The 13,271-nt window shown below is 35.1% G+C and carries 19 protein-coding genes, 1 tRNA gene and 1 pseudogene; 6 read left to right on the top strand and 15 right to left on the bottom strand.

Annotated elements, in window-relative coordinates:
• The 8 genes and pseudogenes from RT261_RS11320 to RT261_RS11285 form a co-directional block, all read right to left on the bottom strand.
• On the bottom strand, window positions 1–729 hold the full coding sequence (locus RT261_RS11320; protein ID WP_313132603.1) for an ERF family protein: 729 nt from the start codon (window positions 727–729) through the stop codon (window positions 1–3).
• Window positions 729–1,805 (bottom strand): DUF1351 domain-containing protein, encoded by a 1,077-nt coding sequence (locus RT261_RS11315; protein WP_313132602.1) that lies wholly within the window; start codon window positions 1,803–1,805, stop codon window positions 729–731. Before RT261_RS11315 ends, RT261_RS11320 begins: the two co-directional genes overlap by 1 nt.
• Complete coding sequence (locus RT261_RS11310) at window positions 1,805–1,990, bottom strand: hypothetical protein (protein WP_313132600.1); 186 nt, start codon at window positions 1,988–1,990, stop codon at window positions 1,805–1,807. The genes RT261_RS11315 and RT261_RS11310 overlap by 1 nt, the downstream gene beginning before the upstream one ends.
• A gap of 119 nt (window positions 1,991–2,109) precedes the next feature.
• Window positions 2,110–2,244: pseudogene (locus tag RT261_RS21025) on the bottom strand (AbrB/MazE/SpoVT family DNA-binding domain-containing protein); the annotation flags it as partial.
• A gap of 12 nt (window positions 2,245–2,256) precedes the next feature.
• Window positions 2,257–2,784: a hypothetical protein gene (locus tag RT261_RS11300; protein ID WP_313132597.1), complete on the bottom strand. Its 528-nt coding sequence runs from the start codon at window positions 2,782–2,784 to the stop codon at window positions 2,257–2,259.
• A 57-nt stretch (window positions 2,785–2,841) separates the two neighbouring features.
• Window positions 2,842–3,138 carry a hypothetical protein gene (locus RT261_RS11295; protein ID WP_313132596.1) on the bottom strand — a complete coding sequence of 99 codons (297 nt, stop codon included), beginning with the start codon at window positions 3,136–3,138 and terminating at the stop codon, window positions 2,842–2,844.
• Window positions 3,139–3,277: 139 nt separating this feature from the next.
• Window positions 3,278–3,499, bottom strand: a complete 222-nt coding sequence (locus RT261_RS11290; protein ID WP_313132595.1) for a hypothetical protein — start codon at window positions 3,497–3,499, stop codon at window positions 3,278–3,280.
• 3 nt (window positions 3,500–3,502) lie between these two features.
• On the bottom strand, window positions 3,503–3,844 hold the full coding sequence (locus RT261_RS11285; protein ID WP_313132594.1) for a hypothetical protein: 342 nt from the start codon (window positions 3,842–3,844) through the stop codon (window positions 3,503–3,505).
• Window positions 3,845–3,920: 76 nt separating this feature from the next.
• Here RT261_RS11285 and RT261_RS11280 point away from each other — a divergent pair, with 76 nt between their 5' ends.
• Window positions 3,921–4,145 carry a hypothetical protein gene (locus RT261_RS11280; protein WP_313132592.1) on the top strand — a complete coding sequence of 75 codons (225 nt, stop codon included), beginning with the start codon at window positions 3,921–3,923 and terminating at the stop codon, window positions 4,143–4,145.
• On the opposite strand, the gene RT261_RS11275 is transcribed toward RT261_RS11280, so the two are convergent.
• The 3 genes from RT261_RS11275 to RT261_RS11265 are packed head-to-tail and all read right to left on the bottom strand — an operon-like array spanning window position 4,123 to window position 4,737.
• Window positions 4,123–4,269, bottom strand: coding sequence for a hypothetical protein (locus tag RT261_RS11275; protein WP_313132591.1), 147 nt, complete (start codon window positions 4,267–4,269; stop codon window positions 4,123–4,125). The genes RT261_RS11280 and RT261_RS11275 overlap by 23 nt on opposite strands.
• Window positions 4,270–4,282: 13 nt before the next feature.
• Window positions 4,283–4,519, bottom strand: a complete 237-nt coding sequence (locus RT261_RS11270) for a hypothetical protein (RefSeq protein WP_313132590.1) — start codon at window positions 4,517–4,519, stop codon at window positions 4,283–4,285.
• 26 nt (window positions 4,520–4,545) lie between these two features.
• Window positions 4,546–4,737, bottom strand: a complete 192-nt coding sequence (locus RT261_RS11265; RefSeq protein WP_313132589.1) for a hypothetical protein — start codon at window positions 4,735–4,737, stop codon at window positions 4,546–4,548.
• A 98-nt stretch (window positions 4,738–4,835) separates the two neighbouring features.
• Here RT261_RS11265 and RT261_RS11260 point away from each other — a divergent pair, with 98 nt between their 5' ends.
• The gene (locus tag RT261_RS11260; protein ID WP_313132588.1) at window positions 4,836–5,384 is read left to right on the top strand and encodes a hypothetical protein; all 549 of its coding nucleotides are present in this window, start codon (window positions 4,836–4,838) and stop codon (window positions 5,382–5,384) included.
• Here RT261_RS11260 and RT261_RS11255 read toward each other — a convergent pair.
• Window positions 5,373–5,546, bottom strand: coding sequence for a hypothetical protein (locus RT261_RS11255; protein WP_313132587.1), 174 nt, complete (start codon window positions 5,544–5,546; stop codon window positions 5,373–5,375). The two genes, RT261_RS11260 and RT261_RS11255, sit on opposite strands and share 12 nt — an antisense overlap.
• 228 nt (window positions 5,547–5,774) lie before the next feature.
• Window positions 5,775–6,002, bottom strand: coding sequence for a helix-turn-helix domain-containing protein (locus RT261_RS11250; RefSeq protein WP_313132585.1), 228 nt, complete (start codon window positions 6,000–6,002; stop codon window positions 5,775–5,777).
• A gap of 158 nt (window positions 6,003–6,160) precedes the next feature.
• Here RT261_RS11250 and RT261_RS11245 point away from each other — a divergent pair, with 158 nt between their 5' ends.
• From RT261_RS11245 to RT261_RS11235, 3 genes are all read left to right on the top strand, one after another.
• Window positions 6,161–6,883, top strand: coding sequence for a helix-turn-helix domain-containing protein (locus RT261_RS11245; protein WP_313132584.1), 723 nt, complete (start codon window positions 6,161–6,163; stop codon window positions 6,881–6,883).
• 13 nt (window positions 6,884–6,896) lie between these two features.
• Window positions 6,897–7,370, top strand: a complete 474-nt coding sequence (locus tag RT261_RS11240) for an ImmA/IrrE family metallo-endopeptidase (protein ID WP_313132583.1) — start codon at window positions 6,897–6,899, stop codon at window positions 7,368–7,370.
• 156 nt (window positions 7,371–7,526) lie between these two features.
• Window positions 7,527–8,759, top strand: coding sequence for a site-specific integrase (locus tag RT261_RS11235; protein ID WP_313132581.1), 1,233 nt, complete (start codon window positions 7,527–7,529; stop codon window positions 8,757–8,759).
• 31 nt (window positions 8,760–8,790) lie between these two features.
• Here the strand turns inward: RT261_RS11235 and RT261_RS11230 are convergent.
• Window positions 8,791–8,863 (bottom strand) — tRNA-Ala (locus RT261_RS11230).
• A gap of 595 nt (window positions 8,864–9,458) precedes the next feature.
• Entirely contained in the window at window positions 9,459–11,282 is a 1,824-nt protein-coding gene (locus RT261_RS11225; RefSeq protein WP_313132580.1) for a flavocytochrome c, read from the bottom strand.
• A gap of 662 nt (window positions 11,283–11,944) precedes the next feature.
• On the opposite strand from RT261_RS11225, the gene RT261_RS11220 reads away from it, so the two are divergent.
• Window positions 11,945–13,174: a PucR family transcriptional regulator gene (locus RT261_RS11220; protein ID WP_313132579.1), complete on the top strand. Its 1,230-nt coding sequence runs from the start codon at window positions 11,945–11,947 to the stop codon at window positions 13,172–13,174.
• The last annotated feature ends 97 nt before the right edge of the window (window positions 13,175–13,271 follow it).

The raw sequence follows: 13,271 nt of genomic DNA, 5'->3' as shown, positions 1-13,271 counted from the left end.
TTATTTTACTCCTTTCTTATCCGATGTCTTCTTAAGTGCATTCATTACACGCGGGAATAACGCTTCTGTTATATCCTCTAACGATGCAATATCATATTCTTCTCTGGCACATACCGCCTTAGCGCTAATTCCGGTTCTATCAAGTTCCTTTTGGATTGCTGCAAGTTTGGCTTGTCCAATTTTCTGTTTTGCAACTGCAGCAGCTTTTTCATTCATTTCCTGTTCACTCTTTGGGACATTACTTTGTTGAGTAGGTTTATTTGCTGACTTTGTTTCTTTCTTTTTATTGGATTGTTTTCCATTAATGTCATAGGTGTCAGCATCAGGATCCTGCATTTCTTCTGTAGGAATACAAAAGACTTGAAAACAAGCATATTTATATGCAATGCTCATAGCCTTATTAGTGGCCTTATCTCCACTATCCATGGCTTCACCAATTATCTTAGTTTCTATAAAACTTCCATCAACTGTGTAAAACTTATAAGAAACTTCAAGCCTGGTATAAAACAATACACCGCCTTTTTGAGTGGTCCGTTCTTCCCTTTGCTCACTTATTACTTCCGGAGCAATAAATACCTTATTTTTCACCAGTGCCGGCTGCAGTGCGTTCATTACATCATCTATACCACGATACATAAATCCTTGTTGCAGGTTCTTTTTCTCCTTGCCAATGGCTCCAATTTCAGCCATTACATTGCTTATTGCTTCGTAAATCTTACCGTTTTCCATTAAGCATCCTTCCTTTCAAAGAACAATCCAATGCTATTAAGATATAATTCCACTTGTTCTATTTCCTCAAATGTCCCAACTACAGTAAATGTAGCTTTAACCTCGCCGACAGTTACAAAAGGAAGTTCACCTTCAACTTCGAACGGCTCTTCAGAAAAGGATTCTTCAGCAAACGGTTCTTCCGGTTCTACAAAGAATGGCTCTTCCGGAATATCATCTTTTACAGATGGAATGTCTGCAGGTATTTCCTGTATGGAATTCCGGGCCTTTTCTTCTTCGACTTTTCGCTTTTCGGCTTCAACTCTCTGTCTCTCTTCTTCAATTGCTTTCCGTCTTGCTTCCTCTCGAATGCGTTCTTCCTCGGCCACTCTCTTGCGCTCCAACTTGCGAATACGCTCTTCTTCAGCCCTGCGCTTACGTCCTTCCTCTTCCTTACGTTTTTGTTCTTCCCTTGCAAGAATTTCAGCTTTTTGCTGTTCATACCGGTTTACATAAGTTATTGCATTGGCAAGGCTTAAATCCTTCTTATACAGCTCCAGGGCCTGGGGAACAGCTTCGGAGTTCATGCCTTTAATAGTAGTAACAGCCATTACCGTGCTGGATATTGCATCTTCCATTTCTTCACGAATAGTTTTCATCGTAACGGACACATTCTCCCATTTGCTGTTATAAATTCTGTCCAGCGGAATATATTCACCCATTTCGCCAATAAGCTCCTGATAGGAATTCTTAATATCCTGCTTCTTCTTGAGTTTCTGACTTTCTTCAAATACTTTAACTTGGTTATCTATAAGCTCGATCGGATCATCTATCAAGGCTGTAAGCTCCTTTACTTTAGCCTCAAAGTCATCACAAGGTTTTAAATATTCCTTTTTTACTTCAATTCGCCTATCATCTAAAGCCTTTTTCATTTTGCGAAGAGTTGCAATGTCTTTCTTCCGTTCCGGCTTATTCTCTTCGGTAACCTCCAGCTCCTTATATATGTCCATTCGAGCTGATAACTCAGCCTTAATTTCTTCGAAATTCGTAGAAATAACCCCCGGCTTTTGATTTACAACAATCTGCAATTTATTCATTAGAATGGTCCCTCCTCTTTTTTGCTCTCAGGCAATTCAAACCCCAATATCGTTGCTATAACTTCATTGTCAATGCTGTACTTAGACGCTTTCACTGTATCAGCTAAAATCTTTGCCCTTGTTTCTGTACTTAGTAATTCGTTATATCTATCGAACGTAATAGTTATCTTTAAATCTTCACCCATAGCTATTTAACCCCCTTAGAGAATTTTTCAATGCACTCTGGACACATATGTACTCCATCAACTACGATGAGCTTGTCCTCGTTATCATTTCCACAGCACACACACTGCAGCTTTATTGTTTCCATGCAGATTACCCCATCCTTTAAATAGATATCTACAGGATCACCTTCTTTAATCTTCAGAGCCCTTCTCATTTCCTTTGGAATAACTACTCTACCTAAATCATCAATTTTTCTTACGATTCCTTTTACCATATTGTTTTCCTCCTAATTTATAAACAATTTTTTAGCATCAATGCTTGTTATCAAAGCCGTAGATTCTTTTTTTACCTCAATTTCAGAGGTATTAAATCCTAATTCATCAAGTAACTTCAAACTATCTTTTGCGATATTGGCCTGACACAAAGCAATCAGGTTATCATATTCGCGTTTTGTCTCTTCAATTTTCTTTTCATATCTCTGATTAATACTTTTTGCTTCCGCTACTTCTATGTAATACTGTTTTAGACTTGAACTAGACAATTTACTGCATAATTCATTAAAATAAGAATGAGGATTACTATATCTATCCATAAAATTAGCTAATCCTAAATCCTTTATTTTTTCTGCTAAACTGTCATAACTTGCACCAGCTTTAATTACTTGTAATTTTATTTCTTCAAATTTTTGTCCGTAAGTCTCAAAGAAAGCATTTTCCGACTGTTCTTGTAAGCTTTTACTCTCTTCGAATAATTTTGCAATAGCTTCCGACTGTTTTCTCTCTAAATATCTTCTGATTTGAATTTTGTTCGCCATCTTGTTTTCCTCCTTAATATGTCTTATAATAAGGCTGTAATATTTTTGTTATGCGCCTTACTTGTGTTCCCGCACTCGTGAGGCTTTTCTTTTTTCATAAAAGATTTCTAATATCTTGTTATTAATCCTGTTATGATCTTCTCTAATAATGGCAGCCTCTTGTTTTGATAGAAGCTCCAACTGCTCCATAGACTGTAAAGCTCCCGTAGCCTTATAAAGCAACTTTTGACATGCTCTAATTTCCATTGCAGACCTTTCTGCTGTTGCAGTATTAGCTTCCTTGGTAAGCATGTCCAGCTGTTTCCGAAGCTCTTCTACTGCTTTTTTGTCTACCGTTATTAACCTTTGCTGCATATGTACCATCCTTTCTTTTTCTTCTACTTGCACACCAGGGACATTCATACCCGGTTCGAGGTATTCTTTTTAATATGCTTATATTCCAGTACCGGTTACACTGCTTACAACGTGCAGTCAACTTCAATCACCACCCTCCTTAGTCAAAATATTCAGGATTATTGATGCCATTACGGACAATCTCTGTATCTAAGTGAAGGAACTCATCCTTGGTGATTTCCCCAAGGTGATATGCCATATCCAACATCCCTTTGGCTTCATAAAAAGCTTGACGTGGGAAATAACCTTTAGAACCTTTGGCTTTCCTAATCTGCTGTTCAATAAGTTTATATGCGTTCTTTTCTATTTTCTCCTCAAGCACCCTTCAATCCTCCCTCCCCAATCTTTTATATGTATCAGCAGCAATTAGCATATAAACTAATGCAGGAATACTAAACACTAAGGCTTGTCCGGATGATATTTTTCCCAAATATAGTGAATCAACCTTGATATAGACAAAGAAGAAAGCAGCAACAGCTGTAATAAAAACAAATAGTTGAGTCAACTTTTTTACATTAAGCCTTCTTTTTTCAATAGCCCTTATAGCCCTGTTTAAAGCAATAATGTCTTTTTCCCAAATCTCGTTATCATCCGGATTAGTATCATAATTATATTTGCTTTCTGCTTTAAGGCTTTCTAATTGTGTAATTACTTCTTTTTTAGTCACTGATTTGCCCTCCTTTATGGTATATTTTGTTATATGGTGTTATAATCTCCTTATCAACTGGGGAGTTGAAATACATATGAAAGGAGATACACAAGTGATTAATGTTAGTGGTATTGTAGTTTCATCAATCGATGATAATTTAAAATCCTTCATGGATGAGGTTAAAAGAGACACTCATGTTAGTTCGGATGGGAGTAGCGAGCGTGTATATAAGGCTCTTATTAATTATTCCACGCTACTCTTAGAGAAATATCACAATGCTTTAAAAGACGAATTATCTAAGCATGGAATTGATATTTAATTTTTAACTGATCAAGCGCTTTAAATAGTTCCTTTTCTTTATTTATTTGCTGGCTTTGAACTTGCCCTTCAAGGTCAGCAATTCTTTTTTCTAGTTCTCCGAATTTTTTCTTTGAAATCCACATATGCATCCTCCTTTCAGATGATAAGTGCCTTTTCTTCATCATTTAACTTGATTGCAATACATAGTCTTCTAAGCTCTCCCAAAGTAAAAGTTTCAGGACGTTTCTTTTTATTCTGGAATGTCCTCTTGGTGCACCTAAGTTTTATGGCAACCTGTTCATCTGTGAGGTTATACAATTCCATATTTTTTGCTATATAAGCCCTTGTGACATTATTTTTTTGTTCTTCTTCAGATAATTTTAGTCTGGGCATGGGTTATCTCCCTCCTTTCTTGTTACCTATTCACTTTCGTATGCGATATTTTCATAAGCAAATTCAACCATCTTGGAAACCACGCTTCTAAGTGATTCCCCTGTTTCATCTGCAACTTCTAAAACTTTATTGTAACTTTCCGCATTGATTTTAATAACAACTTGACCAGTTGCTTCTATTGCCGGACGTTTTTTCCTCTTGAACACTAATTCGGGCATGAATAGCACCTCCTTTCTTATATTGCAGATTTCTTCCTTTTCTCCTATACTTAAGTTACCGGGTATCGGCCGGAATACATAAGAAAGGAGAACACTAAATGAATATCGAATTAATGAAAAAATTAGAAGATTTAAAAAAGGTATCTGGTACCTTAAACTCAAAACTGGGCGAACAAATTAAGCTTAAAAAGGATAATTTTATTCAATCAGTGAGAAATGATTTCGCCAATTTCTTCAAAGAAAAAGACTTTCAAATTGATTCCGAAAATTTGAGCATTACAGCAACTTATGGTAGCTTAATTGCTTGTTTATCTCATGAAAAGCCAGAAACAAATTTCATTGGATGCTATTTTGTGTTTAACATGAATCTAAAATCTTTTAATAATAAAGAATATTCCATTATTCTAAGTAAGGGCGTGCCTTCAATTAGTTTCAACGTCTCTTCATCAGCTAGGTCTAAAGATGATGAATTGCAAAAAGAAATCGAAGCTATTCAAAAAACAATTGATGAAGCACAAAAGCGTCTTGATAATTTTTCACAAGAAGAATGGAAGCTCTTTATAAAAAATGAAGATGCAGCACAAAATAATTTAGTTGGCGAAGGATTCTCTTCTATGAGTGAAATCTTAAGTTCATTAATTGAGTGAAATCTTAAAAGCCATATCCTTTAGAGCATTTTCAAAATAATTGATAGCCCTATCCGGGTCTGTTAATATCATTTCATCAAGCTGGGATTGTTCGTAGGAATCTTCAAATTTAAAGTTCTGTATGGGGATTCTTACGAACAGTTCATTTGTATTCTCTGGCATATTCTTCTTCACTTCCTATCCTGTATTGTGTCTGGGCTACGTTTATACAGACTTTCCATAACGTGGTCCAGATATATCCTCGCCATCTTACTCTCTTCGATGGTTAATTCACTCATTGCTATCACACACTCTTCAACAGCTTTCGCTATCTTCTCACTGTTACGTATCCGATATGTGCGACCATTTAGTTTAGTGATTTTCGTAGTTCTTTCCACTCCTCTTCATCTCCTATCCTATCTTCCTTTGTTCATCTAACTTTTTTTCTTCACTAAGCATCTTATCAATAGGTATTTGCAGTACCGTAGAAAGCTTTATTAGAAATGGTACTTTAATTTCTTTTTGTCTCTCACTATTTTCAATGTCACAATAATAGTTTTGAGAAATTCCTAATGCGTTTGCAACATCTTCCTGAGTTAAACCTAATGCTTTTCTTGCGTGTTTTAGATATATTCTCAATTAATCACCTCCATATTCTCATATTGAGAATTTATATCTAAACATTACATCACAAAATGAGTATTGTCAATACTTATTTTCTCATTTTGTGATTATTTTTATCTTGCTATATCTCGTAATGAGATTTATAATGTATTTATTAAAGATGAGGTGTCATTATGAGAATAAGAGAATTAAGAGAACAAAGAGGTATACAGCAAAAAGAATTAGCTAGTTATTTAGGTATATCGCCTAATACATTAAGCCAGTATGAAAATTATAAAAGGGAACCAGGTTTAGACGCTATAACCAAAATAGCCGATTTTTTTGACGTTTCAATTGATTATGTTTATGGCAATACAGATATTACAACGTGTAAGGATTGCGGGCTTACGTATTGTCCAGTTGATGATTTTGATATCAAATTACATAATGAATTGCATGCGAATTGGAAGAATGCAATAAAAAAATTTGGATTCTGTTATAATCGTGCTGAGTCAGAAAGAATTAAAGCAGAAAACCGGAATATTGTCTGTGATACTTCTTTAATGCTGAATGAGAGATATTCTGCTCAAATAGAAGTTTTTAAATGTCTTTTTTCTCGCAGTTTAGAATTAAATAATTATGATATTGATCATGTCGAATTTGATAAATATGTCTCTATGCTGCTACACCAGAAGCATTTCAAAGATACAATTGATAGTGCGCTATATAGTGAACTTGTGCAAAACTTTGGAACATCTGAAGGATTAATGAATGGAACAACTATATATCAAATGTATATTCCTAAAAATGAATATCCTAATACTATGGCTGCACACTTCGAAGGTGATAAATTTACTGAGGACGAATTAGAAGAAATTAAACAATTTGCAGAATTTATTAAGAAAAGACGTAAATAAGGGGTAGATATACTTGACACATGATGAGGAACTAATGCAAGAGGCATATAATTGCGGGATTGAAATACTTGAGAAATACAATTTCAGAAGCCCTCGCATTAAAGGATTGTATTGCGATAATATTATTGCCTTAAATTGTTCAATCCAAACTAAAAAAGAAAAAGCCTGCATCCTAGCAGAAGAGCTTGGACATTACTATACCTCCTATGGAGATATCCTGGATCAGTCAGCAGTTAATAATCGCAAACAAGAATACAGAGCAAGATTATGGGCTTATAATAAATTGATCGGGCTAACAGGAATAATCAGAGCCTATGAATATGGCTGCCATAATTTATACAGTATGGCTGATCATTTAGATGTTACAGAAGAATTTTTACATGATGCTATTAAATATTATCGGGGTAAGTATGGCGAATATACCACTCTAGATAATTACATAATTTATTTTGAACCACACTTAGGAGTTTTTAAATTAATACAATAAAAAACCGCCCCTGTTACCAGCAGGAACGGCTTTTCATAGATACTATTCGGCGCAGAGCCGATATAATAACGATTCACAATCATATTATATCATTTAAAACTCTGCACCGCAATAGGTGTATTTTTTTTACTCAATTTTAGAAAGGAATGATATTTTATGGCAAAAGCTAAGAAATTACCAAGTGGTAGCTGGAGGGCACTGGCTTATAGTCATTCAATCGTTGAATTAGACGGTAATGGAAATGTTATATATGATGAAAACGGTAAGCCCAAGAAAAAACGTATTTATGAATCTTTCACAAGTGATAATCCAACACTGGATGGAAAAAAAGAAGCTGAGTATTTAGCTGCTGAATTCGCCTTAAATAAAAAGAAAAGGAGTAAACCCGAAAACCTTACACTTGTCGAAGCGATAGACAAATATATCACAAGTTCTGATGCCGTGCTATCCCCTACTACAATTCAAGGTTATGATAAGATTAAACGTAATAGTTATCAGGAGCTTATGGATGTTCCATTAAAAAATATTACTCAAGAATTGCTCCAAATAGCTGTTAATAATGAATCTAAAAGACATTCAAAGCGAAACAGTAAAACTCCCAAGACAATCTCTCCAAAAACTGTTAAAAATTCATACGGACTACTAACGGCTGTGTTAAATAGATATTGTCCTAGCATAGATTGCGATGTGCAATTACCGGCTGCCGAAAACAAGATTAAAGAATTAATACCACCTGAAATTATTATGGACATTGTTAAAGGTACGGAAATAGAACTTCCAGCTTTACTTGCAATGTGGCTATCACTTTCTCTCAGCGAAATACGAGGATTAAAGAAATCAACATCAATAAAAGATGGTTATTTAATCATAAATGAGGTTGTTGTTGATGTTAACTGCGAACCTATTAGAAAACAGCAAGCTAAAACATTTACAAGAATAAGAAAACATAAGATACCGGAATATATAGAAAAGTTAATCTATAATACCAATACAGATGATCTCATTACAATGAGTGGCCATGCTATATACATGAGGTTTAGACGTTTACTAAAAAAGAACAATTTGCCCCACATGACATTTCATGATTTAAGGCATGTTAACGCCTCCGTAATGGCGCTACTAAGAATTCCAGATAAATATGCTATGGAGCGCGGAGGATGGAAAACTGACGAAGTAATGAAAAAAGTTTATACGCATACATTTTCTAAAGAGCGTGAAATAGTAGACGAAGTAATAGATGATTACTTTCAGAAAATGCTCCAAGTTAAAAATGAAAATGTTGATATTCAAAAATATAAAGCATGGTTAACTTTATTCGGAAAACCTGATAACGAAGAATCTATGAATGAATTTAAAGAGTTTATGCAACACGAAATGCAACACGAATAAAAAAAGCCTTGATATATCAAGGCTTTTGAAGTGGAGCATAGGGGACTTGAACCCCTGACCCCCACACTGCCAGTGTGGTGCGCTCCCAACTGCGCTAATGCCCCTAAAACTATTTCTTTCTTTATGTACTAGAATAAATACTTCGTTCCTATTATAAATGAAAGAAATTTCTATGTCAATAGTTGATTAAAAAGCCTCCTGGTGTCGTTAAAAAACTTTAATTGAAAATTTAATTTCCACCCTTTCCTCTCAAAAAGTAGAATTAAGTCTTACAAAAAGGCAAGGTGGATTTTAGTCTTTCAATATTTCTCATAATTCTGTTATTCTTTCTATATACTTCCCTTGCTCTGATATGTCCCCATTTAGAAATGGAGGTAATTATATGGCAATTCAAAAACTATTTCTCTAACAATCTGTTCAAATACTTCGATTTTCATTTCCTTACTATATCTCCAATAAAGGATAAAACAAAGCCGGAAGAATTTTTCATAGTATTCTCTAACATTTGATAAATCAGCTTTGTGGATCTTTTTTGACAAGGATAAGCCTCTATTTATCTTGATTTGATGTTTCTCTCACCAGATTATTCCAACACTTTATACCCCAGCAAACAAGGGCAATACCCCAGCAAATAAGGACAACCGTCTTATGACTGCTGCCCTTGTTTATGGTTATTCGATCTACTTTATCTATATTTTATTATCTGGAAGCCGTTTCACCAGCAATACGTCCAAATACAACAGTATCTACAACAGCATTGCCGCCTACTCGGTTAGCACCATGAATACCACCGGTGATTTCTCCCGCCGCAATTAGACCTTCGATTGGTGTTCCATCTTCTCCTAAAACTCTACACTCTTTGTCTATTCTTACACCACCCATTGTGTGATGAGCAGATGGTACACGAGGAGTTGCAAAGTATGGCCCCTGTTCAATCTTGCAGTTAAGAAGTTCTCTTCCTGTTTCTGTATCCGCACCTGCATCTACACATGCATTGTAGCTATCTAAAGATTTTTGCAGGTTTACAGGATCTGCGCCAATTTGTTTTGCAAGTTCTTCTATCGTTTCTCCACGAAACACAGTTCCCTCTTTAACCATATTTTTAATTTCATCACTCTCAGGATCAATATTGTCACCGTTATGAATAATATACATAACACCATCTGTTTGTTCTAGAATTGCTTTACAAATAACGTCTCTACGTCCATCTTCTCTGATAAAACGATTACCCTCCTTATTTACAAAGATAACCTCATCAGCAGAACGAATTTTATTAAGAACTCCACCAGCAATAGACCCTGTTTTTGGATTTCCAAGGTGTAGAAGTTGGATATGCTCCATATCAACAAAACCTGCGCCAACTTTTTCTGCCATGATAATTCCATCACCTGTTACACCTTTTACATTTGTTGTTAGAACGCTCGTACCAAGATTTGGCCACTTCTGACCTTCACAATATTTTTGGCGAAGTTCTACATTACCTGCAAAACCACCTGTTGCAAGAATTACGCTTTTATTTGCTTTTAAAACAATATCATTGCCATCTTTATCTACTGCATTTACACCAACAACTTTGTTTCCATCAACAATAAGGTCAATACCTTTTGTATTCATCATGATTTCACAAAGGTCTGCTTTTTCAGATAGGTTTTTAACATAAGCGTTAATAAAGCCTGTTCCGTTTGGCTCTGTTGAACCGTGTGTTCTTCTATAGAGAGAACCAGCACCTTGTGTAATAAAGTTTTCAAATGGTACTCCAAGTTCTTTTAACCATACTAAGCCATCGTAAGCATTAGAACACATTGTATCAACGAGTTCTTTATTTGCCACTTTGTCACCAGCTTCCCATGTTTGGGCAGCAAAGAATTCTGGAGAATCTTCAATTCCCTCTGGCTCCTGAAGTTCTGGGTCCGGGCAATTATAAATGCCACCACAAACTAGTGTATTACCACCTAAAACACCAGTTTTCTCTATAACGATTACACTTGCACCATTATCTGTCGCTGTTATAGCAGCTGATAAGCCAGCACCACCGCCGCCAACAACAATAACATCAGCTGTTTTTTCTATTGTTGATTTCTCAGTTTCTTGTTTTTCTGGTGCCTTTTTTAGAGCCTCAATATCTGCACCAGCTTTTTTTAGCCCATCTTGTACTGCATTAAGAATACCTAAACTAGAGAATGTAGCACCTGATACTACATCAATTGCCAGACTCTGCTGCTCTATAATAGCAGGTGGAATTTGATCAAAAGCATTTGTACTTACTCCTGGTGTGTCCGCATGGCTAATAATATCAATTTTTGTAATACTCGTTTCATCCACAGTGACCTTAACTTTCATCTCACCGCCGTAGCCACTGCTCACGCCCTCATATTCACCAGGAGTATAACCTGATACTTGCTTTTCTTCTGTAGTAGTAACAGTTTCTCCATTTGTCTGCTGTTTTTTAGAACCACATGCCGTAAGAGATACAACCATTGAACATACTAGAACTAAGCCTATTGTCTTTTTCATCCATTTCATAAATATCAACCTTTCTCATTTGTAATTTGTATCGTGGACATCCACATTTTCTTGGTATTCAGCGAAATACTTAGTATTTCAATCCAAACACCATACTCCAATTTTGCTAATTTCTTTCTCTTTCATCCTATCAATACAATCCCTTTATTGACAAAATAATAACAATTAGTCATGCAAAAGAATCTTATTGTATGATTGTGAAAACGGATATTCCCACTTGCCTATAGGCATGTTTTCCGTTTACGCTGCCAACTCTACCTCATGCAGCAGAAGCTTCAACTCCTGCCGAAACAGGTGAGTCAGCTTCTCTAATGAGGTTAAATAATTCCTTGTTCTTTAAAACTAAGCCTTGTAACTATGTTATCCACTTTCGTTAAGCTTATAGAACCGCCAAGCACGAATAGCTAGATAAGCCATCAGGGATTATATAAATAGAATAATTCAAAGCCAAATAGTATGATTCAAAATTGTGATTGTTAATATTATAACAAGTTGATGCATAAAAAAATATATGGTAATGATATAATAATCATGGTCTTTCTTGTATTTACAGTACAAATATATTACAATAGAAAAGTCTATACATTTGTACTTAAAATACAAATCTGATAAGGTTAAATTCTAACTAAAATAATTCGACTTAAATTAAAGGAGCTACACTCATGAGTAACTACACAATTGAAAGTGCAAGTAAAACAATATTTGAACTTCTTAGAAAAGAACATACTCTTCAGGATCTTGTAAATTTAGGTGCCCAAATTCTAGGTACTTATACCTCCTATTCAAACTCTGCATACAAACACCGTGCAATTTCTACTGGTTACCCCAAAGAAGATATTGAAGAAAGAGAAAATTATTTCAAATTTCAGGACCCAATGATTGCCTATAAAGAACTTATACTTGCCCTTGAATCTAAAAATGATAATACTCCATTCATTATGGAGGCTACTGGTACAAGAAGACGTTGGATAAGTAAATCTTACTATGGCGGACGTCATGTAGGACACTTTACTGTACCTGAAGTTGATGTTCCTCTCGAAACTGTTGATAGCGAAATCATACGCCTTATGAGTGACGTATGCGCTATTTCGTATATGATGCAAAATAGTGTGCACACCCTTCAGCCGTTTATGCCCACACAAGCTTCTTTGCTGGAATCTGTTCTTAATGGAGCTATTAAAGACGAAACTTCATATAACGATAATGCACGACTTTATGCGCAACAAATTTATTCTAACTATTTTTTAATGTGTGGAACCTTCTCTCCCGATACGGATTCCCAGATTATTAATCTATTGTATCGACAAACAGAGTATTATAAATACAGCACTCAAATAATTTTTTTCAAAGGTAAACTGGTAATGCTTTTAGGTACTGACGAATCCGGGACTATTTCAGAAGCTTTAATGACTATGATGGAACATCTTTGTACAGAATATAAACTTTACTTTGGTGTAAGTGACCCTTTCCATAATATTATGGAAGCAAAAACGCAATTCGAATATGCTTCTAAAACACTAGATTTTCTTTTGAATCGATATCCACAAAAGCATACTTTATTCCACGATGACTGTAAAATTGATATGCTTTTATCCTATACAAAAGATAGCATAACATCACCTATCGATTTCTGCTCTCTCACTCTTAAAATTATATTAAACTATGATTTTAAGCATAATACAAGTTATGCAGAAACTTTAAAGCACTACCTACATAACAACTGTTCCCCACTTGCTACATCGTCCTCTATGTTTATACACAAAAACACTGTGATTTACCGAGTAAAACGTATGGAAGAACTTTTTAATATTGACTTTACGGATACCCACACTTTATTTTTGCTGCGGTTTTCTTTTCTTCTTCTAGAAAATAGTGAGAATTCTTTTATGTAGTTTACAAATTAACTATTTGTTTAGTTATATCATGACTGAAAGAAGACCCTGCTGTACCTATACCAATGAATTCAAAAAGCAAGTTGTTCACTTATAG

The organism is Anaerocolumna sp. (assembly GCF_032079385.1).
Taxonomy (GTDB): domain Bacteria; phylum Bacillota; class Clostridia; order Lachnospirales; family Lachnospiraceae; genus Anaerocolumna.
The sequence above is the reverse complement of the archived record's forward strand: the minus strand, read 5'-3'. Positions and strand labels throughout refer to the sequence as shown.

Excerpts from the sequence above, each read along its gene's own strand:
- RT261_RS11320 (WP_313132603.1), bottom strand. The coding sequence starts at position 729 with ATGGAAAACGGTAAGATTTACGAAGCAATAAGCAATGTAATGGCTGAA.
- RT261_RS11315 (WP_313132602.1), bottom strand. The coding sequence starts at position 1,805 with ATGAATAAATTGCAGATTGTTGTAAATCAAAAGCCGGGGGTTATTTCT.
- RT261_RS11310 (WP_313132600.1), bottom strand. The coding sequence starts at position 1,990 with ATGGGTGAAGATTTAAAGATAACTATTACGTTCGATAGATATAACGAA.
- RT261_RS11300 (WP_313132597.1), bottom strand. The coding sequence starts at position 2,784 with ATGGCGAACAAAATTCAAATCAGAAGATATTTAGAGAGAAAACAGTCG.
- RT261_RS11295 (WP_313132596.1), bottom strand. The coding sequence starts at position 3,138 with ATGCAGCAAAGGTTAATAACGGTAGACAAAAAAGCAGTAGAAGAGCTT.
- RT261_RS11280 (WP_313132592.1), top strand. The coding sequence starts at position 3,921 with ATGAAAGGAGATACACAAGTGATTAATGTTAGTGGTATTGTAGTTTCA.
- RT261_RS11275 (WP_313132591.1), bottom strand. The coding sequence starts at position 4,269 with ATGTGGATTTCAAAGAAAAAATTCGGAGAACTAGAAAAAAGAATTGCT.
- RT261_RS11270 (WP_313132590.1), bottom strand. The coding sequence starts at position 4,519 with ATGCCCAGACTAAAATTATCTGAAGAAGAACAAAAAAATAATGTCACA.
- RT261_RS11265 (WP_313132589.1), bottom strand. The coding sequence starts at position 4,737 with ATGCCCGAATTAGTGTTCAAGAGGAAAAAACGTCCGGCAATAGAAGCA.
- RT261_RS11260 (WP_313132588.1), top strand. The coding sequence starts at position 4,836 with ATGAATATCGAATTAATGAAAAAATTAGAAGATTTAAAAAAGGTATCT.
- RT261_RS11255 (WP_313132587.1), bottom strand. The coding sequence starts at position 5,546 with ATGCCAGAGAATACAAATGAACTGTTCGTAAGAATCCCCATACAGAAC.
- RT261_RS11245 (WP_313132584.1), top strand. The coding sequence starts at position 6,161 with ATGAGAATAAGAGAATTAAGAGAACAAAGAGGTATACAGCAAAAAGAA.
- RT261_RS11235 (WP_313132581.1), top strand. The coding sequence starts at position 7,527 with ATGGCAAAAGCTAAGAAATTACCAAGTGGTAGCTGGAGGGCACTGGCT.
- RT261_RS11225 (WP_313132580.1), bottom strand. The coding sequence starts at position 11,282 with ATGAAATGGATGAAAAAGACAATAGGCTTAGTTCTAGTATGTTCAATG.
- RT261_RS11220 (WP_313132579.1), top strand. The coding sequence starts at position 11,945 with ATGAGTAACTACACAATTGAAAGTGCAAGTAAAACAATATTTGAACTT.